This is a genomic window from Saccharopolyspora spinosa NRRL 18395, from assembly GCF_000194155.1.
Lineage (GTDB): Bacteria > Actinomycetota > Actinomycetes > Mycobacteriales > Pseudonocardiaceae > Saccharopolyspora > Saccharopolyspora spinosa.
In genome coordinates, this window is the sequence record NZ_GL877878.1 from 1,709,654 (window position 1) to 1,731,649 (window position 21,996).

Sequence of the window (21,996 nt, forward strand, 5' to 3'; positions counted from 1 at the left end):
AATTGGTGACCTCGCGGATTCAACTGTCGCGTGTTCGTCGTCTTGTGTCACCGGGAGTGGTCATCGGGGCGTAGCGGGCCCAGGCACCACCGGCCTCGGTGGCGAGCCGGGCGGCGTGGTCGAGGGTGTAGCCGAGCATCCTGGCGACCACCGGCGCGGGTGCTTGGAGAACGAGCTGCCGGAGCGCCGCCGTGCGGCCGGTGAGCGTGCGGATGCCGTGTCGGCGGAGGCGGCCTTCGACCGTGTCGGTGGTCATGGGTTGGCCGCCGCGCCGACCGGGGAACAGCCAGCGTGCTTCGGGATTGGTGGCGGTGGTGAGGTTGAGCCGCTGCTGGATGTGCTGTTGCAGCAGCCCAGCGAAGGGCTCCGGGACCGGCGTGGGTGGCTCACCGAGCCGGATGCTGACCTCACCGTTTTCGTGGAGGACGTCGTCGACGGTCAAACGCAGGACGCGGGTCAGCGGTTGCGCGTAGAGCAGCATCAGGATGGCGGCGACGCGGGTGAGCAGCGGGATGTCCTCGTCGGTGAGCAACCGCCGGATCAGGGCGATGCGGTCGTGCTGGCTGAGCGGGGCAGGGTTGCGGGTGTCCTTGTGCGGGAGCGTCACGCGGGCCAGCAGCTTGTTGCGCATCGCCCAGCGCAGGAAGGCATGGGTGAGCCGCCGGGCGGTGTAGGCGCCGGCGTACCAGGCGTCGACCTCGGCTTGCCGGCAGGCCGCGAGTAGCAGGCCGCGTTCGCGCAGCCAGACCAGGAACGCGATGGCCTGGCGGATCTCGTCCCGCGCCTGCTGAGTCTGCTTCTCGGTGACCGGACCGCGGTCGGCGAACCGGCGGAGCCGGTGGAGGACGTGCCAGGTAGCGAACCGTTCGACGAGCTGGCGGGGCTCGCGCTCGCCGATGCCATTCAAGGTGTCCCGCAGCCACCGCTGGAACAGCATCAGGTGCCGGTCGGCGTGCGGGAGAACGCCGTGCAGCATCAGCAGATCCCGCAGATAGGCCACTGATCGCCAGGGCGTCATGCTGTCCAGGGTCTCGTGCGTGACCGGGACGCTCGGGTCGGCCAGGGCGCGCAGCATCGCGTGGACGTGCGGGCGGCTGATCCAGTTCACCCCGGCGCGGGGGTTACGCATTCGACGGACCCCATCGAAGAACGGCCTCAGCTCGGGCCTGATGCCGCCCTGGCCGTCGTCCAGAACGGCGTGCAGGTCCTCGGCCAGGGCGCATGGCCCGCATAATCCCCGCCGATAGCGGGGTCCTTGCGTCCCGCAGCCGGAGCAGACCAGGGGCGCGGCGCTCATGACTCCGGGCAGAGCCGGGCGCGCTTGGGCCGACGCGCGTTGAGGTTGACCACGCCGTCATCGGTGGCGGTCTTGCGGACCGCAGCGTTCTGGGCCTTTGTCGCGATCAGGTCAGCCGGGGTGCAGTTGAAGATGTCGCACAACGCAGCGAGTACTGCCAGCGACAACCGCTCGGGGGTTCCGGTGGCCAGCCTGTGAACTTGGGACACCGACAGGTTGATATCCCGGTCGACCAGCAACGGCACGAGGTCGGAGATGGTGAACATGCCATGCGCGGCCATGACCTCACGCAGCCGCCACTTGTAGCTGACCTCGCGTTTCATTGGCTCCTCCGGGTGGGTTCGTCGAGGGCGGTGGCCAGGGTCTGGTCCAGGGCCTGGCGCAGCGTGCGGGTCCGGAAGTCCGAGGAGACGCAGGTATACAAGGAAGTTGTGCTCGCATGTTCATGTCCACATTGGAATTGAACAAAGAGCGGGTCTCGGCCTGCCTCAATGAGATGCGTGACGTAGGAGCGTCTTAGCCCGTGGAAGTCCAGGCCGGGATCGAGACCCAGTGCGTCGCGGTAAGCGGCGAACCGTGAGTTGATCCTCTGTAATCCGATCCGCTCCCCGCGCTCGGACGGCCACAACGCCGACGAGCCGGGCGCGGCCAACTGGGGCCGGAACTCGGTGACCCACTCCTCCAGGATCTCCGCCGTCCACGTCCACACGGTGGCCACGCTGCGCCGCTTGGGCGGCGAGCCCTTCTTCGCCTTGCCATGCCGGACATGGATCAAGCCGTAGTCGCCGAACTCCGGCCCATGCGGATTGCGGCCGATGTCGGTGACGTCGAGCATCCTGGATTCGTTGCGCCGTAAGCCAAAACCGTAAGTGATCTTGAAAAGCGTCGCGTCCCGGAACGCGGGCAACCATCCCTTGCGTCCCCGGTCGCGAGCCCTGGTGACCTGCTCGTCGGCGTAGTCGAAGAAGTCCTGCAACTCATCGATGGTGAACGCACGCTTCTCCGGCCGGGACTCGACCTCTTGCAGGTGCGTCGCGACATTCCAGTCGTGCACCACCTGGATCGGGTGCGTGCCGAAGCGCTGCTCGCAGATCGAGGACCACTCGTAGGCCGGGTCGCAGACGTACTGGCAGAACGAGCGCAACGCGTCCTGGTACGACCGCAGCGTCGAGTGCGCACAGCCGCGTACCGCCCGCAGGTCGCCGAACCACTCGTCGGCGTGCTGCGGTGTCCACTGCCACGGGAACGCCCCGACGTACTCGAAGAACGCCCGAAGCCGGCCAGCCCGCTTTTCGATCGTCGACAGCGCCAGGTTGCGGGCCAACTGCTGATTGCGCCAGCCGTCCAGCATCGCCTCGAACACCTGCTCCTCCGGGCGCAGTAACGCCACCCCGTCGGCCAAGTGCAGCCGAGCTGCCCCCGGAATCTGGTCCTCTCGACCCGCCACCGATCACTCTCCGTCTTTCGCGTTGGATGCGAAATCTTCGCATCCAACGCGAAGTCTTGTCCATAGTGGCTGGTCAACACGCCTACCGCAGTCACCCGCTGACCAGCGGAGGGACGCGCGCGTTAGGCTTCCCGTCGGCACGGTGCGCAGCTCGCGGCATGGTTTCCCACCTGCCGCGAAGCGGGTCTCGAACCGTCGTCAATACGCATCCGGTGCGATATGCGGCGGTCCTCTACCACTCATTCGTGAGAGCTTGGTTCGCGGGACCCGCATCAGGCCCGGCCCGGTTTTCCCGGCCCGTGTCGCGCTGACTTGGAATAAGTTACACGGCCCCGAAACACCCCCAACAACCACCCCCCACAAAAGGTGAAAACGCCAGGTCAGAGACGATTTTGGGGCGTCGCGCCGCCGCCCGTGTCCGCCGCCCCGATCGATGTCCACGTTCGTGTGGTCCTGATTTGTCGCCGCGACTCGCCTGGACTGCGGAGGTAGCCTCCCAGACGATCGCCAGAACGGGGGTAGCAGTGGACTCCACACCGATCTATACCGAGCTGCGAAAGACGCTGATGGACCCGGAAGACCGGAATTGGGGTCCCAGCGCTCCGCCGGAGTTCGCCGCTTCGCTGGCGGATCGGGTCGAACGGCCGAAGACCGAAGCGAAGAAGCCCGTGCGCACCGGCTCCGGGTCGCGCGGCAGGGCCCGAAGGCACCGCGCCGAAGACTGACCTGAGTCACACCACGCACCGCGCCCGCGCCGAGGGGCCCGGTGCGGTTTCGCGTCGGTCGGGCAACGGGCCTAGGACGCGAGTCGTCTCGCGCTGACGGACCGGGTCGTCCCGAACGGCCGCCGCCAGGAGCCGATTCGTGTAATCGTGCTGCGGGTCGCCGAGCACCTCTCGGTCACCCTGCTCCACCAGTTTGCCCTGGTGCATGACCGCCACCCGGCGCGCCAGCCGGTTCACCACAGCCAGGTCGTGGCTGTCGACCGGACAGCTCGTTCAGGTAGCGACGACTCATCGCTGAGCCGAGCTCTACCGCGCCAAGCAGGGTGTCCACGCGGCCCTCGATCTCGCGCCCGCGGGCGGCGCGGTGCAAGCGGAGTGGTTCGGCGACGCTGTCCGCGTTGGTCATGCGCGGGTCCAGCGACGAGCACGGGTCTTGGCAGACGATGCCGGTGTTGCTCCGCACCGATCGCAGTCGGGCGGGCGGGCCGGCGGCTGATGTCCTGGCTGTCGAGAACGATCCGGCCTTCAGCCGGGGTCAGCACCCTGGCCACGGCTTTGCCCACAGTGGACCTCCTGAAGCTGGATTCCCCTACCAGCGGGAGGGTTTCGCCGCGGTCGATGTGCGACGACAGCCGGTCGACGGCGCGCGTTGGCCAGGGTAGCTGACGGCCAGGTCCTCGACGCGAGGTACAGGTTTTGTGACTCCGCCGACTTCGACCATCAATTTGCCGAAGCCAGGCAGCATGAGGATCTGCTCGGTGACCACGGTGCCAGAAATCAGCGTGCCGAGCCGCAGGCTGAGGGTCGTCATGACGGTGATCAGGCTGTTGCGGAGGCCGTGGATGGCTACCACCCCCACTCCCCGGCGCCCTTGGCGCGCGCGGTCCGCACGTAGTCCGAGCACCACGTAGTCCGAGCACAATGCGTCCAACATGGACGATCGCAGCTGCCGCATCAGAACCGCCGCCAATCCGCTGCCCAGCACGAACGCCGGCAGCACCAGCCGTCGCAGGTTGCCGAGCGGCTATTCGGTGAACGGGACGTAGCCGGAGGCGGGCAGCACGCCGAGCCAGACGGCGAACACCAGCACGCAGATCAGGCCGAGCCAGAAGTTCGGGATGGACAGCCCGAAATGCGATACCCGGTTGCCCAGCCAGTCCGGGACGGTGCTGCGGCGCACCGCGGTCACCACCCCGGCGGTCAGGCCGATCAGCGCGGCGAAAAGGAGGCTCAGCACCGCCAGTTCCAGGGTCACCGGCGCCCGGGTGGTACTGCGGGCGGTAGAGGTAGATGACGTTGTTCCGCTGACGATCTGCTCGTACAGTGCCCGGCGGCGGGGCACGTCCTGCTTGCTGGCCGCCTGCTTGATCAGTTCGTCGGTGCCCGGGTCGAAGTCGCCGCCGTTCTGCGAGCCGCCCTCGGTGTGGAAGGCCGCGATGTTGCCGTCCGGGTCGGGGCGGCCGGACCAGCCGACGAAGAAGGCCTGGAACCGGCCCTGCCGCGCCTCGCTGATCGACGTGGTCGACTCCGTCGGGCGCAGCGCGATGTCGAAGCCGCCTGGGCGGCCATCGCTCGGATGACCTGCCCGGTGTGGAGCTGGGTCGGATCGTTGGCCAGCGTCATCTCGAACCGCACCCGGGTCCGACGCTCCCGCCTCGGCCACGAGCTGGCGGCGGGTCGAGCTTGTCCGGCTCCTGGTCGAGCGCGATCACCGTCTCGCCACCGCGGACCTTCGCGGCCTGTATGGAGGAGCGCACCTGGGCGGCGGTCTATTCGACGTCAACCAGCGGGGCACAGCCGGTCGCCGCGATTCGCCACGACCAGCATCACCGCACGCGCTACCCGAACCTCACTGCCACGCTCGCCTCCCACCTGCCACACAGGTAAAGGGGTGATCGCGTGTATTTGGCCGGACACGGCGTTTCCACATCCGTGATCGTTCCGGCATCGACCGGGATTCGGACACGGCAGTCCCTCGCTGGTGGAAAGGCGTTCAGCTCCCGTCCGTCGTCAGCTAATGACGGCCCAGCACGTGTCCTTTCGCGGGCACGCATCCGACCGCCACCGCGAATTCGGGCCAAACGACCGAATCTCAGTCGACCGCGGAGGAGAACTGTGGCATCGAAACCGCCGGGACGCGGGCCGGTTCCGGCTTCGGCTCTTCGGCCGGAGTCGCTTCGAACGGCGCTTCCTCGACGGGCTCGGGCTGCTCGACCGGCTCCGGGGCGACCGGCTCGGCGGCCTTCTTGCTGAGGCGCTCGCGGGTGCGCTGCGCGGCGCCGCGGATCTGCTCGGTCAACTGCTTGTTGGCCTGCCGGACCCGCTCCTCCTCGCGCTCCTGCTGGCGCGTGCTGCTCGCCGGCTCGGGCTTCGGGGAGCGCGCGGCCTTGATGTACCGGTCGAGGACGGCCCGGAGTTGTTGGGCGTTCTCATCGTTCAGGTCAATTTCATACGTCACACCATCCAACGCGAAGGTGACGGTGTGGTTGGCCGGGGACCCGTCGACATCATCGACGAGTTCGACCTGAATCCGCTCGGCCATGATCACCTGTCTCGGGAACGTGCCCCGCCTCGATCCGCGACACTTGCAGGTAAGACTACTGCGAGCCTTAACCACGTTGTAGCACGCGGCGGCGCAGTTGTCTCGTACTCAACCATAGAGCAGCTCGTTGCCCAGCCGATAACCGCCGGGCGGGTCACGTGCCGCCGCGCCCGGCGAGGGTACGTGGCCACCAACGGACAGTAACCACTGCGAGACAATCCGAGAAAGTAATCCAGCGCACATCGCAAAAAATTCCGGCGGCGGCTGGATCATTCTTGCAGCTATCGTTTATTGTTCGCTCGCTCTACTCCGCACCGTCGGTGCGGAGTAGGCGGGGAATCGAACCGGAATCGAGGGTTACCGTGGCGCAGAAAGTCACCGTTCAGCTCGTCGACGACGTCGACGGCACACCAGCCGACAGCACCGTGGAGTTCGCCTTGGACGGGGTGAACTACTCAATTGACCTGTCCTCCGATAATGCCGCCAAACTCCGCGACTCGCTGGCGTCTTTCGTGGCCAGCGCGCGCAAGACCGGTGGCCGCAAGCGCGCCGTCGCCAAGGCTGGCAAGCCCGCGACGACGCCGACCGCGGCCGACCGTGAACGCAACCAGGCCATTCGGGAATGGGCCCGGAATCAGGGGATGCAGGTTTCCGACCGGGGCCGCATTCCGGCCGAGGTCGTCGAGGCCTACGACAACGCTCAGTGAGCCCTAGCCACGGGCGGCCGGTTCCAACTCGGAGCAAATCCGGCCGCCCGTGAAACTCGCGCAATGACTCGTCGTAGTGCGGTTGTGGACCAGCAGTAATTGGCCGGGGTGAATCCCTTATCTCGTCGCCAAGAAGTCGGTGATTTCCTGACGAGTCGGCATCGAGCTGCTGGCCCCGTTCCGCTGCACCGACACGGCCGCTCCAGCGGAGGCTAGCCGCAGCGCCTCGGGCACCCCGGCGCCTTCGCCCATCGCCGTGCTCAGCACGCCGAGGAAGGTGTCGCCCGCGGCCGTCGTGTCCACGGCGTCGACCGGGAAGCTGGGCACCTCCACGCGAGCGCCGTCGCGGTTGCCGTACAACGAGCCGCGGGCACCGAGGGTGATCACCACCTCGGGGACCAGTTGGAGCAGTGCGGCCAGCGCGCGGTGCGGGTCGTCGTCGCCCGCCAGGATCGCCGCCTCGTGTTCGTTCGGCACCAGCAGATCCACATTCGGCAGGATGTCGGCGGGCAGCGGCACCGCCGGGGCCGGGGTGAGCACCACGCGCACCCCGTTGCGCCGTCCCGCCGCCGCAGCCGCGGCCACGCCGGGGAGCGGAATTTCCAGCTGCAGCAGCAAACTCCGCGATCCGGCGATCAGTTCTTCGTCGCCGTCGACGAGCCCGTCGACCGTCCCGTTCGCACCCGGCACCACGATGATCGAGTTGCCGCCTTCGTCGTCCACCACGATGTGCGCGGTGCCGCTGCGCCCCGGCACCGTCCGCAGGCCCCTCACATCCACAGTGGACTTCTGCAGGGTCTCGCGGATCTGGGTACCGAAGTCGTCCCCGCCCACCGCGCCGATCATGCGCACTGCGGCGCCCGCCTTGGCCGCTGCGATCGCCTGGTTGGCGCCCTTGCCGCCGGGCACCGTGTGGAACTCCCGCCCGAGCACCGTCTCGCCCCGCTTCGGCGCCGTCCCGACGTAGGCCACCAAGTCCATGTTGCAGCTTCCGAATACGGCCACAGTCGTTGTCACGTGGTTCATCATGGCCGATGCGGAGGCCCCGAACGCTTGACGGGTCTTGGCCAGTTCGACGACGTACCATGCCGACCAACCGTCGAGGAGAAGGCGAGACGCGGTGGATTACGCGGTGACAGCCGAGCTCGAGCCGCCGGCCGGGGTCGTGGGGCTCGACGCGCTGCAGCAGGAGGGGATCGCGGCCGTGCTCGACCGCCACCTCGCGCTGGTCGAGGGAGTCTCGGGCCCTGGGGACGCCGACATAGACGTCCTGGACTACCGCATCACGGTGCACCCGACCGGCGCGAACGTGGTTCTCGCGCTCGACGCGCCGTCGCTGCTGGCGGCCGAGGACGCCGCCGCATCGGTGCTCGACGAGCTGATCCGCGAGAGCGAGGTGCTCGGCGGCTGGTCGGTGTCGCACTCGGAGGTGCGGATCACCGAGGACGAGTTCAACCAGCGGCTGGCCGCGGTCGACGACGTCAACGAGGAGCTGGAGGCCGCGGTCGAGGAGGCGTTGGAGACCTCCGCCGAGCCCGCGATGGACGCCGAGCACTGGCGTGCCCGGCTCACCGAGCTGGCTCCGCAGCTGCGAGGGTTCGAGGCGAGCGCGTTCGGCGTCGAGCCGGATGCGCACGTCCTGCCCGCGGGGGCGCTCATCCACGCGGTGCGGGTGGTCACCGACGAGATCTTCTACGACGAGCTGGCTCTGGCGGTGAACAACGCGACGGTGGCCGACGCGGTCGGGCTGCTGGTGCTCGAGGAGCTCCCGCCGTGCTACGACCACCGCTACGACGCGTTCTTCGCCCGCGCGTTCGTGCTGTCGTCGGCGGCCGTCGCAGTGCGGCTGACCGAGCCGTCCTGGACGCCGCCGCGCACGGTGGCTGAGGCACTGGCGTTGCGGCTGATCATCAACGAGGCGCGCGTGGTGCTGGAGGCCGCTGAGCTGATGAGCTGGGAGGAGAGCGAGTCGGTGTTCGCCGGGTTCGCCGGGCGGGCCTTCGGTGACTCCGAGCACGAGGAACTGTACGAGGTGGACCTGCCGCTGACCGCCGACGCCGAGCCGGAGGTGGTGGAGCAGATCACCAAGGTCGAGGCCGAGCTGCGCGCCCGGGGCCTGGCCTTCGACCAGTGGTTCGTCCCCCGCGACGGCGACCCGGCCCGCCACCCCTACCTCGGCTCGCTCTAGATGGTGCGATTTCGCTGAGCGTTTTCCAGCCGCTTCTTGTGTTGCGGTGCGGGTAGCGGAACCTCAGCGGCCTTCTCGGCTGTGAGATCCCGGGCGCACGTATGACCAAATACGTCGCGCCCGGGCTGTCTTCACGAGAAGGCCGCTGAGAACCCGCAGCGGTGCAAGCCCGCGAGGGCGGGCTAATGCGGCTACGCCGCTTGCGGCAGCCCCGTAGCGTGCGACTTCCAGCGTCGCGGCCGCGGATCGACCCGGATGAAAACGGCTCAATGGAAATCAGCGCTCCGATTTCCAAATCGCCCCAACCAGGAAACCGGGGTTCCGCGTTGCGGAAGGTTCAGGCCTGGTTTCGGACGGAGTACGGGGGGACCGTGCAGCCGATGAGGCTGGCCTCGTCGATCGTCTCCGGCTGGTAGGCCGACTTCGAGAACGCCTCCAGCATCACGTTGGTCGGGTCGTCGATCTGCTCGACCCGGCCGAACAGGAACGCCCACTCGTGCTCGTCCGAGCCGAAGTAGGCGACCGTGTCGAACACCGACCGGAACCGGTTGTAGGAGCGGATCAGCGTCTCGTTGCGCCACACCGTCGGGCAACCCGCTTGGAACGCGACCACGCCACCGGCCGCGAGCACCGCCTGGCAGCGCTGGATGAACTCCAGGCCGTACAGCCGGTTGTGCTGGCCGTCGGCGTCTTCGGCCCGCTCGTCGGGCAGGTCGACGACCACGATGTCGTAGCCCTCCGGGGGCGCCTGGTCGAGGAAGCCCCACCCGTCGGCGTAGTGCAGCTTGATCGGACCGTCACCCCGCTCGACGCGGGCGAGTTCCTCGGTGCTGTAGCCGTACGGCAGGTGCTCGGCGCAGACGCGCACGCACTGCTCGTCGATGTCCACGTGGTCGACCCTGCTGGCCCCGGCCGCGGCCGCCATCTGGCTGGCGACGCCCTCGCTGGAACCGATGATCAGCACCCGTTCGGCCTGCGCGGCGAGCAGGAACGCCGGCACCATCATCGCCTCGTGGTAGACCAGCTGGGAGAACTCGGTGCTCTGCCGGTCGTCGTCGCAGAACAGCGCGACACCCTGCCCGGTGCGGCCGATGACCACGTGCTGGTAGGCGGTGTCGCCCTCCCACAGCACCTCGTCGACCCGCCACAGGCGCTGCAGGTCCGCGCCCATCGGTTCCTTGATCCACCGGTGCCCGTCGAGTTCGATCAACGGTGCTCCTCCTTGATTCACGTTGCCAGGTAAGGCGAATTCACGAGGCTAGGTTTGCGTAGTCGTGGCCGCGTTGAATGGTCTGGACGTTCTGCGAAGCCGGCTTCAGCGCCTCGGCGAGCAGTTGTACCGCGCGCTCCGGTTGGGCGGTGTGCCCGCAGGTGAAGACGTCGATGAAGATCGAGCCGTCCTCCGGATACGTGTGCAGCGAGGCGTGGGACTCCGACAGCAACGCCAACACGGTGACACCTTGTGGCTCGAACCGCTTGGCGATCATCTGGCACACGGTGGCGTGCGACAGGCTCAGCGCGTTGTGCAGGGTGTCACGCAGGAACTGCTCGTCGTCGAGCAGTTCCGGATCAACGCCCTCCAGCTCGGCGAGGACATGCTGGCCGGTGAACAACCCGACCGGCGGCGTTCCGGTGTCAACGGACATCTATCGACCTCCCATCAGTTCGCAGAATTCCAGTACCAAGTCGGCACGGCTTCGGTGTCGGCTCCTCGAAGTCGCCGAGGCGATCACGGCTGTTCGTCGCCGTCGACGCAGTACGTGGGCAGCGGGGTGAATCCGTTGAAGCCCACGGACGAATAGCTGGCGGTGTACGCGCCAGCGCTGAGCAGGTCGACCCAGTCGCCGCCGCGCAGCGTTCGCGGCAGCTCGTACCGGGTGCGCTGGTAGAGCACATCGTCGCCGTCGCAGGTCGGCCCGGCCAGCACGACCGGGCCCAGTGGGTCGCCGTCGCGCGAGGTGCGCAACCGGTAGGTGATGGCTTCGCCTTCGGTTTCGGCGAGCCCGTTGTAGCGGCCGATGTCCAGGTAGACCCAGCTGCGTTCGCCGTCGCTGGAGTCCGAGACGAGCACGACCTCGCTGCGCAGCACGCCAGCGTCACCGACGATGAAGCGCCCCGGCTCGATAAGCAGTTCCGGCCGCTGGGCGCCGAAGTTGCGGTCCAGTGATTCCTCGATGCGGCGCACGTAGTCGGCCAGCGGCGGGGCGGCTTCGGTGTAGCCGGCGGGTAATCCGCCACCGAGGTTCACCATCCGCAGCCGCACGCCGTGCGCGGCGCAGTTCTCGAAAACCTGCCGGGCGGCGCTGATCCCGTGCTCCCACGCGACGGGTTCCAGCTGCTGCGATCCAATGTGGAACGACACGCCGTAGGCGTCCAGGTCGAGTTCCCGCGCGCGCCGCAGCAGTTGCGCGGCGATCTCCGGCGGGCAGCCGAACTTGCGGCCGAACGGGGTGCGGGATCCCTTGTTGTCCACCAGGACCCGGCAGAACACCTGTGAGCCCGGCGCGACCTCGGCGATGTTGGTCAGGTCCGCGGCGCTGTCGGTGACGAACAGGCGGACGCCCTGCTCGTAGGCGCGGGCGATGTCGCGGCGCTTCTTGATGGTGTTGCCGTAGGAGATCGACTCCGGCGCCGCGCCCTTGGCCAGGCACAGGTCGATCTCGCCGGGGCTGGCGACGTCGAAGGACGCCCCCAGGCCGACCAGTTCACCGACCACTTCGGGGGTGGGATTGGCCTTGACCGCGTAGCAGATCCGGGCGTCCGGCAGGGCGGTTCGCAACTGCCGGTAGCGGTCGCGGACCTGGGCCAGATCCATGACCAGGCAGGGGGTTTCGGGTTGCTGCCGGTCGAGGAACTGCAGAATCGGGTCCGGCGCGGCGGATTCGGTCTGCTGCGCGGTGCCGCTCGGGCGGTCCGTCACACCGGTGGTGGCGGACAGATCGGTCAATCCCGGTACCTCCGTCTCGGCTGGTGGGGTTGGGGTTTCCCCGGGTTCTTCCCGCCAGAAGAATGCGCGCTTGGAGCGCAACTGCGACCAAGCACGGTACCGCGCTCACTTACGGATTTCGAACTGCGCCCACCTCTTTCCCCGGACAGCGAGACATAGTGTGAGCACCCCCACGGGACCTCGCCGAGGTCGTCGCGTTGCGTGGTCGGATTCCGACTTCCCGTGATCGGCGGGCCACCTGGGCACGGGGGCTCCTCGGGAACAGGTTTTCCTGGTCTGGACCCATGAGTGCGTCGGGTGCCATCGCGCCGCGAAGCACTCGCCTGGGGAAGTGTCCGTCCAGAGCGGATCGATCCGCTAGTCGGCGGGTTCGCGGTCCAGTTCGAGGGCGAGGTAGAAGTCCACTCGGGACGGGAACTCGGCGAGGTCTCGCCCGGTGATCTCCTCGATCCGCTGGATCCGGTAGCGCAACGTGTTCACGTGCACGTGGAGCCGCTTGGCGCAGCGCGACCACGAGCCGGAGCAGTCGAGGAACACCCGCAGGGTTCGCAGCAGGTCCGAGTTGTGCGCCGAGTCGTACTCGATCAGGTCCGCGAGCAGCCGCTGCCGGTAGGAACGGCGCAGCTCGTCGGGCGCCGACGCCAGCAACACCTCGTGCGAGGCGAGCTCCGCCGCCACCACGACCTCGGCGCGCCCCCGGCGCTGCTGCGCGAGCCGGCGCGCGTAACCCGCCTCCTCGAGCGCTCCGCGCAACGCCGTCGCCGGGCTGATGTCGCTGACGCCGACCGCCAGGCGCCGCTGGCCCAGCGCCGGCTCGGTTTCGGCGACGATGCGCCGCAATAGCGCGTCCAGCTCCGCCAGGTGCGTTTCGTCGCCCACGAACAACGCCGTGGCGCCGTCGCCGAGCGGAGCGGTGACCGAGGCCATGCCGGTCGCCGCAGCGACCTCGCGCAGCAGCAGCGTCGACTCCGCCGGGTCGCCGGCGCCGAGGGCCACGGCCCGCAGCGGCTCGTCCGTCGGCAGGCCCGCGGTCTCCAGGCGGGCCGCGACCTCGGCCTGGGTGGAGGTGCCGTCGAGTAGCCGCCGCAGCGCCGCCTCCACCGACCTGCCCGCGATCCGGCGGGCCTCGTCCACGCGCGCCCGCACCAACGCCACGACGGTGCCCAGGTCCGTGGCGATGGCCGCCTCCTCGTCGCCCCAGTCGGCGACGTCGCCGCGCGCCAGCACGAACCAGCGGGCGGCAGGCGGCTCGGTTTCGGACTCCACCGGCCACAGCACGCATGCGTCGCGGGACTCCCCTGGCCGCACGGTGCGGGGCAGGCGGCCGGTGGCGAACGTGCGCAGCGCCGCGCAGCGGGTCTCCTCCGGCAGTTCGCCGGTGCCGCCGACGATCCAACCGGCCGCCGACAGCACCCAGCAGTCGGTGCCGAGTTCGTCGGCCGCCATCCGGAGCACCCGGTCCAGGTCGGCGCCGGAGGCGACCGCGGAGACCAGCTCGCGGCGCGGAGCGGAGCGGCGCTGGATGCGGTCGGCGAGGGCGTTGAAGCTGACCGGCAGCGGCACCTCGAAGGCGGGCAGGCCGTACTGCCGGCATGCCTCGACGAGGTCCGGCGGCGCGTGGCCGAGCCGCGCGGTGCCCGCGGCGAGGGCCGCCACCCCGGCGTCGACCAGCGCGGCGACGAACTTCTCCGAATCGCTCGGGTCGTTGCGCCACACCAGGCCGCTGAGCACCAGCTCGCCGCCGTGCAGGTAGCGCCGTGGGTCGAGCAGGTCGGTGATGTAGACGCCACGGACCGGCCGGTCCACTTGGTCCGCGCCGTTGAGCAGCACCAATCCGAGTTCCGGGTCTGCGAGGAGATCACTTAGCCGCACCTGCGCACCTCGGGCTCCGCCGCCCCGCTCCATCGCGGAGCCGGGGCACCCGCGCCGGGCCGGTCGTCGGCCGCGAGACGGGCATCTGTTCCGGGTGAGTGTTTCGGCCGGGTGCCCCGGACGCCGCAAGGGGCTCCCCGCGTTTGGAGAAACATACAACTCCGGTCCGGCTACCGGAAGGCTTTTTCGGGCCTTCCACCGCTAGCGGTCGAACAGCCCCCGGTTGTGTACTGACTCACACCTTTTCACCAGCCGTGACAAGGAGCAGACCCGTGGAATTCCTCCGCCCCGCCTCGTGGCGGGAGGCACTCGAAGCCAAGGCCGCGCATCCGGATGCGACGCCGATCGCCGGTGGGACCGACGTGATGGTCGAGATCAACTTCGACCACCGCCGCCCCAGCACGCTGCTCGACCTCACCGGCGTTCCCGAGCTGACCGGTTGGTCGGAGGCGGACGGGACGTTGCGCATCGGCGCGGGCCTGCCCTACACCCGGCTGATCAACGAGCTCGGCGACCGGCTGCCGGGCCTGGCCATCGCCAGCCGCACCGTCGGCTCGCCGCAAATCCGCAACTTCGGCACGCTCGGCGGCAACCTCGGCTCCGCCTCCCCCGCCGGCGACGGCCACCCGCCGCTGCTGGCCTCCGACGCGCTGATCGAGGTCGAGTCGGTGCGCGGCAAGCGGCTGATCCCGGCGACCGAGTTCTTCACCGGCGTCAAACGCAACGCGCTGGCCGAGGACGAGCTGATCGCCGCCGTGCGGATCGCCCCGGCGACCGGCCCGCAGCAGTTCTCCAAGGTCGGCACCCGCAACGCGATGGTCATCGCGGTGTGCACCTTCGCGATCTCGCTGCACCCCGACCGCAAGCAGGTCGGCACCGGGATCGGCTCGGCCGCGCCGACGCCGCTGCGCGCGCCGGTCGCGGAGGAGTTCCTGAGCGCCGAGCTCGACTGGGAGCAACGACGGCCGTTGGAGGACTCGGTGGCCCGCCGCTTCGGCGAACTGGTCGCGCAGGCCGCGTCACCGATCGACGACGTGCGCGGCACCGCCGACTACCGCCGCCACGCGCTGGCCGTGATGGCTCGCCGGACCCTGTCCTGGGTCTGGCACGACCACTGTTCCGGGAGGCAGGAATGCGCCTGAAGTTCACCGTCAACGGACAACCGCGCGAGGCCGACGACGTGTGGGAGGGCGAGAGCCTGCTGTACGTGCTGCGCGAGCGGCTGGGCCTCCCGGGTTCGAAGAACGCTTGCGAGCAGGGCGAATGCGGTTCCTGCACGATCTACCTCGACGGCGTGCCGGCCTGCTCCTGCCTGGTGGCCGCGGGACAGGCCGAGGGCCGCGAGGTGCGCACCGTGGAGGGCCTCGCCGACGGCGAGAAGCTCGACGAGGTGCAGGAGGCGTTCGTCGAGGCCGGTGCCGTGCAGTGCGGCTTCTGCACGCCGGGCCTGCTCGTGCAGACGCACGACCTGTTGGAGCGCAAGCCGAATCCGTCCGACGCGGAGATCCGCGAGTCGCTGGCCGGGAACCTGTGCCGCTGCACCGGTTACGAGAAGATCATGGATGCCGTTCGGCTCGCCGCCCGGAGGAAGCACGCGCAGCGGAAGGCGCACGCATGAGTAGCCACGCACCTGCTCGCAGTCCGCAGGAGCTCAACGACGCCATCGGCGGCGGCATCGGCGAATCCCCGCTGCGCCCGGACGGCGCGCTCAAGGTGCGCGGCGAGTTCGCCTACTCCTCGGACCTGTGGGCCGAGGACATGCTGTGGGGCGCGACGCTGCGCAGCCCGCACCCGTACGCCCGGATCCGCTCGATCGACATCGGTCCGGCGATGACGATGGCCGGGGTGCAGACCGTGCTCACCGCCGACGACGTGCCCGGCGACAACTGCTTCGGCCTGAAGTACGCCGACCAGCCGGTGCTGGCCGCCGATGTGGTGCGCTACAAGGGTGAGGCCGTCGCACTGGTCGCGGCCGACCACCCCGAGACAGCACGGCGCGCGGTGGAGAAGATCGTCGTCGACTACGAGGTGCTGGAACCGGTGCTCGACGCCGAGCGGGTCGCGCACGACGAGACCCTGCCGAAGCTGCACCCGGACGGCAACGTCGTGCGGCACCAGAAGATCGTCAAGGGCGACCCGAACGCGACGGCCGAGGTCGTGGTCTCCGGGGTGTACACCGTCGGAATGCAGGACCAGGCGTTCCTGGGGCCCGAGTCGGGACTGGCGATCCCCGCCGAGGACGGCGGCGTCGACCTGTACCTGGCGACCCAGGACCTGCACTCCGACCTCCGGCAGACCGCGCGGGCCCTCGGGCTGCCGCCGGAGAAGGTGCGGATGACCATGTCCGGCGTCGGCGGCGCGTTCGGCGGCCGGGAAGACCTGTCCATCCAGGTGCACGTGTGCATGCTGGCGCTGCACCTGGGCAAACCGGTCAAGATGGTCTACAACCGCGAGGAGTCGTTCTACGGCCACGTGCACCGGCACCCGGCCAAGATGTACTACGAGCACGGCGCGACGCGCGACGGCAAGCTCGTGTACGTCAAGGCGCGGCAGTACTTCGACGGCGGCGCGTACGCCTCGAAGACACCGGTCGTGGTCGGCAACGGCACTACGCTCGGTGCCGGGCCGTACAAGGTGCCGAACGTCGACATCGAGGGTTGGGGCCTCTACACCAACAACCCGCCGTGCGGCGCGATGCGCGGACTCGGTGCTGTGCAGCCGACTTTCGCCTACGAGTCCCAGATGGACAAGCTCGCCGCCGCGCTGAACGTGGACCCGGTCGACCTGCGCATCGCCAACGCGATCGAGCAGGGCGACTCGATCCCGACCGGCCAGGTGCTGGACTTCCCGGCTCCGGTGGCCGAACTGCTGGAGCGCGTGCGGGCCCTGCCGATGCCCGGCGAGCGCACCGGTCCCGTGGACATCCGGGACATGCCCGGCGGGGCGTCCAACACCACGCACGGCGAAGGCGTGGTGCGCGGCGTCGGCTACGGCGTGACGATCAAGAACATCTGCTACGCCGAAGGCGCCGACGACTTCTCGACCGCGCGGGTGCGGTTGCAGGTCATCGGCGGGGAGCCGGCGGCGCTGGTGCACACCGCCGCGGCCGAGGTCGGGCAGGGCCTGGTGACGGTGCAGCAGCAGATCGCGCGGTCCGAACTCGGCGTCGAGCGGGTGACCATCCACCCGAACGACACCAGCGTCGGCCCGGCTGGCTCCAGCTCCGCCTCGCGGCAGACGCTGGTCACCGGCAGTGCCGTCAAGGCGGCCTGCGACGCGGTGCGGGAGGCGCTGTTCGCGCGGGTCGCCAAGCGCTTACAGGGTGGCAAGGTCGTGTCGGAGGCCCACGGCGTGCTGGCCGACCTCGTGGAGGTGCTCGGTGACGACGTCATCGAGGAAACCCGCGAATACCACCACCGGGAGACCTTCCCGATGAACGAGAACGGCCGCAGCGAACGGGTTCACGTGCAGCACGCGTTTTCCGCGCACCGCGCGGTCGTCGACGTCGACCTGGACCTCGGCTTGGTCAAGGTCGTGCAGCTGGCCTGCTCCCAGGACGTCGGCAAGGCGATCAACCCGGACGCGGTGATCGGGCAGATCCAGGGCGGCACCACGCAGGGCATGGGGCTGGCGGTGATGGAGGAGATCAAGGTCGTGGACGGGCACATCCGCAACCCCTCATTCACCGATTACCTGATCCCCACGATCCTCGACACGCCGCCGATGGAGATCGACGTCATCGAACGCGCCGACCCCAACGCGGTCTACGGGCAGCGAGGGGTCGGCGAGCCGCCGACGATCTCCACCACCCCGGCCGTAGTGGCCGCCATCCGCGCTGCCACCGGCAAGGAACTCCCGCACACACCGGTGGCTCCCGAGCACATCGTGTGACGAGACCCGCTGGGGCGGCGGTGCCGGGCCGCCGCTCCGGCATCCCCGACAACCACCGGAAACCCATAGGAGGGGTTCAGGTTTGCGGGGCGGTGCGAGCTGAGTCTCACAAAGCAAGCGGCTACCGCCGCTTGTTGAACCGACGCTAATTAGGAGGAAACAATGTCCGTGGACGTCGCAACGGGCGCCGAGCAGGACTGGATGGCCTTGGCCATCGAACTCGCCACGACCAATGTGGACAGTGGCGGCGGCCCGTTCGGCGCGTTGATCGTCCGCGACGGCGAGATCATCGCGACGGGCACCAACAAAGTGACCGTCGACCTCGACCCGACCGCGCACGCCGAAGTGATCGCGATCCGCAGCGCCTGCCGGGCGTTGGGCACCTTCAAGCTGGACGGCTGCGTGCTGGTGACCTCGTGCGAGCCGTGCCCGATGTGCCTGGCCTCGGCGCTGTGGGCGCGGGTCGACCGGGTGCTGTTCGCCGCCGACCGGGACGACGCCGCCGACGCCGGCTTCGACGACCGCGCCTTCTACGACGCGTTCAAGGACCCGGAGACGAAATGCCCGACCCCCGTCCACCAGGTGGAGATGGCCAACCGCAACGCGGCTTTCGACGCCTGGCGCGGCAAGACCGACCGCGTGGACTACTGACCCCAGCGGGTCTTCCGGGCAGCTTCAGCAACTCGAAGCGCTCACGGCCCCAGGACGCCCTGATCCTGGGCTCGAATTTCCCTCACCACCACCCCGAGAAGGGGCAACGGCCGCGACGACCGGGTCGCCCGTTGCCTGCGGACGGGCCGCACCGACGGTTTCCGCGATTCCACCGGAACCGGGCCCGCCCGCCGTCCCGAAAAACATTGCGGGACAGGGAGAACCGATCGATCAAACGCCCCACACCGATTTTGGCGAATCCCAGCCGGGCACTCCCCTACCCGGCAACGCCGAGAAGAAGTCCGGGCGGCACCCGAATTCCGGGGCCGCGCGGGGGCGCCCACCGGCATGGGAGGACTCATGACCCAGCAAGTGCAACCGGAAAGATCCGCCGACTCCGGCACCTCCGGGATAGACCGCTTCTTCCGCATCGCCAGCCGCGGCTCCACCATCTCCCGCGAATTGCGCGGCGGCCTGACGACCTTCGTCGCGATGGCCTACATCGTGATGCTCAACCCGCTGATCCTCGGTTCGTCCGCGGACGCGTCCGGTGCCAAGCTGACCCCCGAGCAGCTGACGACCGCCACCGCGGCCACCGCGGGCGTGATGACCATCGTGATGGGCCTGGTGGGCAACGCGCCGCTGGCGCTGGCGTCCGGCCTGGGCGTGAACGCGGTCGTCGCCTTCACCATCGCGCCCGCCATGACCTGGGCGCAGGCCTTCGGGCTGGTGGTGCTCGAAGGCATCGTGATCGTCGTCCTAGCCGTCAGCGGCGCCCGGGAGAAGATCATCAACTCGATCCCGGCCGCGCTGAAGACCGCGCTCACCGTCGGCATCGGCCTCTACATCGCGCTGATCGGCCTGGTCAGCGCCGGGTTCGTGACCCGCAAGCCGGACGCGGCCAACACCACGGTGCCGGTCCAGATGGGCCAGGGCACCGAAGGGCACCTGGTCGGCGTGCCGATCGCGATCTTCTGCCTGAGCCTGCTGATCATGCTGGTGCTGATGGCCCGCCGGGTGCCCGGCGCGATCCTGATCGGCATCGCGGTGAGCACGGTGCTGGCGATCGGGGCCAACGCGGCCTTCGGCATCGACCCGAAGCAGTGGGGCACGATCGTGCCCGAGCTGCCCGACCAGTTCATCGGCAGCCCCGACTTCAGCCTGTTCGGCGACGTCGACCTCTTCGGCGGGTTCGCCGCGGCCGGTGGCATCGCGGCCACCGTGTTCCTGTTCACCCTCGTGCTGTCCGGGTTCTTCGACGCAATGGGCACCATCACCAGCGTCTCCTCGGAGGCAGGGCTGGTGAAGGACGGCAAGGTCGAGAGCATGGGCCGGATCCTGGCCGTGGACGGCGTGGCCGCTGCCGCGGGCGGGCTGACCGGATCGTCGCCGAACACCGTGTTCCTGGAGTCGGCTACCGGCGTCGCCGAGGGCGCGCGCACCGGCCTGGCCAGCGTGGTCACCGGACTGCTGTTCTGCGCGACACTGCTGTTCACGCCGCTGGCGGCGGTGGTGCCCGCGCAGGCCGCCGCGCCGGCGCTGGTGATCGTGGGCGCGCTGATGATGGCCCAGGTCCGGCACATCCCCTGGGACGACCCCGACTTCGTCATCCCGGCGTTCCTGACCATCGCGGTGATCCCGTTCACCTACATGATCACCAACGGCATCGGAGCGGGCCTGGTCGCGTTCGCGGTCATCAAGGTGGCGCGCGGCAAGGCCCGCGAAATCGGCTGGCTGGTCGGCGTCCTGGTGATCGTCTTCGCGCTCTACTTCGGAGTGGAAGGCGTCGAAGCCCTGGTCGGGTAACCACGCGAGGAGCTCCTCGGGCACTCCGCTCCCGAACACCCGCCACCCGATCGAGTGGGTGGTGAGGGGCACCCTTGAGCGACTGTGCCGCCCAAGGGTGCCCCTCACCTCGACGAGGTCTCGGATTGGGGGCTCGGCCTCTTGGTTGGAATGGGTACCTTGCGGTGGTGGTAGTTGCGGGAGTCGTGTTGGCCGCCGGTGCCGGTCGTCGGTTCGGGATGCCGAAGGCGCTGGTCGAGTACCGCGGGACGTTGCTGGTCGACCGGGCCGCGCAGGTGCTCGCCGCAGGCGGCTGCGCGCCGATCGTGGTGGTCGTCGGCGCCGCCGCGGACAAGGTCCGCGAACGCGCTGAGCTGGCCGGTGCGACGGTCGTGTTCAACCCGGACTGGGCCACCGGCATGGGCTCGTCGCTGCGCACCGCGCTCGACGCGCTCGCGCCGACCGATGCCGACGCCGCCCTCGTGCTGCCCGTGGACATGCCCGGCATCGGCCCGGAAGCCGTGCGGCGCGTCGCGGCGCACGCGAACCCGAGCGCCCTCGCCGCCGCCGCTCACGACGGCGTCCGCAGCCACCCCGTGCTGCTGGGACGCGACCACTGGGCCGGGGCCCGCGCGGCGGCCACCGGGGACGCCGGTGCCCGCGGCTACCTCAAGGGCCGCGAAGTCGTGCTGGTGGCCTGCGACGACGTGTCGGAGGGGTTCGACATCGACCGTCCCGAAGACCTCGGCCGGGCCAACCCGTAGAGTCGACGGCCACGCGTGACCGGCCCGGAACGGCTGCGCAGCACCGACACCGGTCGACGCCCCGTCACGCGAACGCCCGAGCACACCGCAGGCGGAGGCATTCATGGCAAGCGGACACATCACCGCCAACTACGTGCCGGACGGCGACGACTGGCTGGTCACCGTCACGGCCGGAACCGATCGCAGCACGGCCAGCGCCCCAGGGCTGATCGCGGCGCGGGACCAGGCCGACCAGCTCATCGAGAAGTTAGCGTCCGGCGCTGCGGGACGTGTCGTGATCCACCTTCTCGACGGCGACGGATTCGCCTTCACCACCGCGTACCTGCAGGCCAGGCACGGCCTGTCCGACGAGGCAACCCGCAAGGCCGTGGCCGCCGCCTCGGGCCACGCTCGCGGTGCCCGGTGACCGCGCACAACTCCGGAAATGCGTGCACAGTGGACGAATCCGACCAGCGCCTTAGGATGTCGATCGTGAAAGCGGCGAGCAGTGCACGCGAGGAGGAAGCAGCGTTGGCCAGCGTCGAATCGAACCAACCGGCCACCGGCCGGGGTCGCCCGCGGGATGCCACCCGCGACGCCGCGCTGCGCCAAGCCGCGATGGAGGTGCTCGCCCAGGTCGGCTACCGGGCGTTGACCATGGACGCCGTCGCCGCCCACGCGCGGGCTGGCAAGGCCACCATCTACCGCCGCTGGGACTCCAAGCTCGACCTGGTCATCGACACCTGCACCCAACTGGTGCAGCGCAGCGTCCCGGAACCCGACCAGGGCAGCATCGAGGCCGACCTCGGCGAGTTCCTCCGCGGCTTCGCCTCGTTCCTCACCGGCCCGGTCGGCAAGGCGGCCCAGGCGCTGGTCGGCGAACTCCCGCATGAACCCGAACTGGCCGCTGCCTTCCGCGAATCCTTCCTGCTGCCGCAGCGGGACATGCTGCGCCGCCTCATCGAACGCGGCGTGCAGCGCGGCGAGGTCCGCGCCGACGCGCCGATCGACACGGTCGTCGAACTCGCCGGCGCGGGCCTGATCTACCGCCTGATGCTCACGGACGAGCCGCTAGACACCGGTTTCGTCGACCGGCTCCTCCGCGAAGGCCTGCTGCCACTGCTGCACACCGCCACACCGTCGGCGTAGTCCGGCCTGGAAAACCAGGCGCTAGGGTGGTGCCACTTGGTGGATGGAGGTC

23 protein-coding genes are annotated in these 21,996 nt (G+C 69.4%); 11 read left to right on the forward strand and 12 right to left on the reverse strand.

Features of this window, described 5'->3' with window-relative positions; all coding sequences use genetic code 11:
* Positions 1 to 19 precede the first annotated feature (19 nt).
* The 3 genes from SSPN_RS0108615 to SSPN_RS0108625 are packed head-to-tail and all read right to left on the reverse strand — an operon-like array spanning position 20 to position 2,744.
* Positions 20 to 1,297, reverse strand: a complete 1,278-nt coding sequence (locus tag SSPN_RS0108615) for a tyrosine-type recombinase/integrase (RefSeq protein WP_237710494.1) — start codon at positions 1,295 to 1,297, stop codon at positions 20 to 22.
* Complete coding sequence (locus SSPN_RS0108620) at positions 1,294 to 1,620, reverse strand: helix-turn-helix domain-containing protein (protein WP_010693636.1); 327 nt, start codon at positions 1,618 to 1,620, stop codon at positions 1,294 to 1,296. Before SSPN_RS0108620 ends, SSPN_RS0108615 begins: the two co-directional genes overlap by 4 nt.
* Positions 1,617 to 2,744 (reverse strand): tyrosine-type recombinase/integrase, encoded by a 1,128-nt coding sequence (locus SSPN_RS0108625; protein WP_010693637.1) that lies wholly within the window; start codon positions 2,742 to 2,744, stop codon positions 1,617 to 1,619. The genes SSPN_RS0108620 and SSPN_RS0108625 overlap by 4 nt, the downstream gene beginning before the upstream one ends.
* A 524-nt stretch (positions 2,745 to 3,268) precedes the next feature.
* Between SSPN_RS0108625 and SSPN_RS0108630 the strand changes: the two genes are divergently transcribed.
* On the forward strand, positions 3,269 to 3,469 hold the full coding sequence (locus SSPN_RS0108630) for a hypothetical protein (RefSeq protein ID WP_010693638.1): 201 nt from the start codon (positions 3,269 to 3,271) through the stop codon (positions 3,467 to 3,469).
* 6 nt (positions 3,470 to 3,475) lie between these two features.
* Here the strand turns inward: SSPN_RS0108630 and SSPN_RS57600 are convergent, their stop codons facing one another.
* The 4 genes from SSPN_RS57600 to SSPN_RS0108650 all read right to left on the reverse strand — a co-directional run bounded on the left by SSPN_RS57600 (position 3,476) and on the right by SSPN_RS0108650 (position 6,011).
* A complete protein-coding gene (locus SSPN_RS57600) occupies positions 3,476 to 3,709 on the reverse strand; it encodes an ABC transporter related protein (protein WP_010693639.1) in 234 nt (77 codons plus the stop codon).
* A gap of 349 nt (positions 3,710 to 4,058) precedes the next feature.
* Positions 4,059 to 4,481, reverse strand: a complete 423-nt coding sequence (locus tag SSPN_RS59500; protein ID WP_337466342.1) for an ABC transporter permease subunit — start codon at positions 4,479 to 4,481, stop codon at positions 4,059 to 4,061.
* Between the two features lie 12 nt (positions 4,482 to 4,493).
* Positions 4,494 to 5,132, reverse strand: a complete 639-nt coding sequence (locus tag SSPN_RS59505; RefSeq protein ID WP_010693641.1) for an ABC transporter permease family protein — start codon at positions 5,130 to 5,132, stop codon at positions 4,494 to 4,496.
* A gap of 429 nt (positions 5,133 to 5,561) precedes the next feature.
* Positions 5,562 to 6,011 (reverse strand): histone-like nucleoid-structuring protein Lsr2, encoded by a 450-nt coding sequence (locus SSPN_RS0108650; protein WP_044573653.1) that lies wholly within the window; start codon positions 6,009 to 6,011, stop codon positions 5,562 to 5,564.
* A 362-nt stretch (positions 6,012 to 6,373) separates the two neighbouring features.
* On the opposite strand from SSPN_RS0108650, the gene SSPN_RS0108655 reads away from it, so the two are divergent.
* Positions 6,374 to 6,718 (forward strand): histone-like nucleoid-structuring protein Lsr2, encoded by a 345-nt coding sequence (locus tag SSPN_RS0108655; protein WP_010693644.1) that lies wholly within the window; start codon positions 6,374 to 6,376, stop codon positions 6,716 to 6,718.
* 117 nt (positions 6,719 to 6,835) lie between these two features.
* On the opposite strand, the gene rbsK is transcribed toward SSPN_RS0108655, so the two are convergent.
* On the reverse strand, positions 6,836 to 7,747 hold the full coding sequence (gene rbsK, locus SSPN_RS0108660; RefSeq protein ID WP_337466321.1) for a ribokinase: 912 nt from the start codon (positions 7,745 to 7,747) through the stop codon (positions 6,836 to 6,838).
* A 103-nt stretch (positions 7,748 to 7,850) separates the two neighbouring features.
* Here rbsK and SSPN_RS0108665 point away from each other — a divergent pair, with 103 nt between their 5' ends.
* Positions 7,851 to 8,906 (forward strand): low molecular weight phosphatase family protein, encoded by a 1,056-nt coding sequence (locus tag SSPN_RS0108665; RefSeq protein ID WP_237710495.1) that lies wholly within the window; start codon positions 7,851 to 7,853, stop codon positions 8,904 to 8,906.
* Positions 8,907 to 9,243: 337 nt separating this feature from the next.
* On the opposite strand, the gene SSPN_RS0108670 is transcribed toward SSPN_RS0108665, so the two are convergent.
* From SSPN_RS0108670 to SSPN_RS0108685, 4 genes are all read right to left on the reverse strand, one after another.
* On the reverse strand, positions 9,244 to 10,116 hold the full coding sequence (locus SSPN_RS0108670; protein WP_010693647.1) for a spermidine synthase: 873 nt from the start codon (positions 10,114 to 10,116) through the stop codon (positions 9,244 to 9,246).
* Positions 10,117 to 10,156: 40 nt separating this feature from the next.
* Entirely contained in the window at positions 10,157 to 10,552 is a 396-nt protein-coding gene (gene speD / locus SSPN_RS0108675; protein WP_010693648.1) for an adenosylmethionine decarboxylase, read from the reverse strand.
* A gap of 83 nt (positions 10,553 to 10,635) precedes the next feature.
* Positions 10,636 to 11,853 carry a type III PLP-dependent enzyme gene (locus SSPN_RS0108680; protein WP_010693649.1) on the reverse strand — a complete coding sequence of 406 codons (1,218 nt, stop codon included), beginning with the start codon at positions 11,851 to 11,853 and terminating at the stop codon, positions 10,636 to 10,638.
* Positions 11,854 to 12,210: 357 nt separating this feature from the next.
* Complete coding sequence (locus SSPN_RS0108685) at positions 12,211 to 13,725, reverse strand: PucR family transcriptional regulator (RefSeq protein ID WP_029535116.1); 1,515 nt, start codon at positions 13,723 to 13,725, stop codon at positions 12,211 to 12,213.
* Positions 13,726 to 13,997: 272 nt separating this feature from the next.
* Here SSPN_RS0108685 and SSPN_RS0108690 point away from each other — a divergent pair, with 272 nt between their 5' ends.
* The 8 genes from SSPN_RS0108690 (at position 13,998) to SSPN_RS0108725 (ending at position 21,944) form a co-directional block, all read left to right on the forward strand.
* Positions 13,998 to 14,867 carry an FAD binding domain-containing protein gene (locus tag SSPN_RS0108690; RefSeq protein ID WP_010693651.1) on the forward strand — a complete coding sequence of 290 codons (870 nt, stop codon included), beginning with the start codon at positions 13,998 to 14,000 and terminating at the stop codon, positions 14,865 to 14,867.
* Positions 14,858 to 15,343 carry a (2Fe-2S)-binding protein gene (locus SSPN_RS0108695; protein WP_010693652.1) on the forward strand — a complete coding sequence of 162 codons (486 nt, stop codon included), beginning with the start codon at positions 14,858 to 14,860 and terminating at the stop codon, positions 15,341 to 15,343. Before SSPN_RS0108690 ends, SSPN_RS0108695 begins: the two co-directional genes overlap by 10 nt.
* Complete coding sequence (gene pucD, locus SSPN_RS0108700) at positions 15,340 to 17,616, forward strand: xanthine dehydrogenase subunit D (RefSeq protein WP_010693653.1); 2,277 nt, start codon at positions 15,340 to 15,342, stop codon at positions 17,614 to 17,616. Before SSPN_RS0108695 ends, pucD begins: the two co-directional genes overlap by 4 nt.
* Positions 17,617 to 17,778: 162 nt before the next feature.
* Positions 17,779 to 18,267: a nucleoside deaminase gene (locus SSPN_RS0108705; RefSeq protein ID WP_010693654.1), complete on the forward strand. Its 489-nt coding sequence runs from the start codon at positions 17,779 to 17,781 to the stop codon at positions 18,265 to 18,267.
* Between the two features lie 360 nt (positions 18,268 to 18,627).
* On the forward strand, positions 18,628 to 20,073 hold the full coding sequence (locus SSPN_RS0108710; protein WP_010693655.1) for an NCS2 family permease: 1,446 nt from the start codon (positions 18,628 to 18,630) through the stop codon (positions 20,071 to 20,073).
* A 167-nt stretch (positions 20,074 to 20,240) separates the two neighbouring features.
* Positions 20,241 to 20,816 carry a nucleotidyltransferase family protein gene (locus SSPN_RS0108715; RefSeq protein ID WP_029535118.1) on the forward strand — a complete coding sequence of 192 codons (576 nt, stop codon included), beginning with the start codon at positions 20,241 to 20,243 and terminating at the stop codon, positions 20,814 to 20,816.
* 103 nt (positions 20,817 to 20,919) lie between these two features.
* Positions 20,920 to 21,222 carry a hypothetical protein gene (locus tag SSPN_RS0108720; protein WP_010693663.1) on the forward strand — a complete coding sequence of 101 codons (303 nt, stop codon included), beginning with the start codon at positions 20,920 to 20,922 and terminating at the stop codon, positions 21,220 to 21,222.
* A 56-nt stretch (positions 21,223 to 21,278) separates the two neighbouring features.
* A complete protein-coding gene (locus SSPN_RS0108725; RefSeq protein WP_010693665.1) occupies positions 21,279 to 21,944 on the forward strand; it encodes a TetR/AcrR family transcriptional regulator in 666 nt (221 codons plus the stop codon).
* Positions 21,945 to 21,996: the final 52 nt, after the last annotated feature.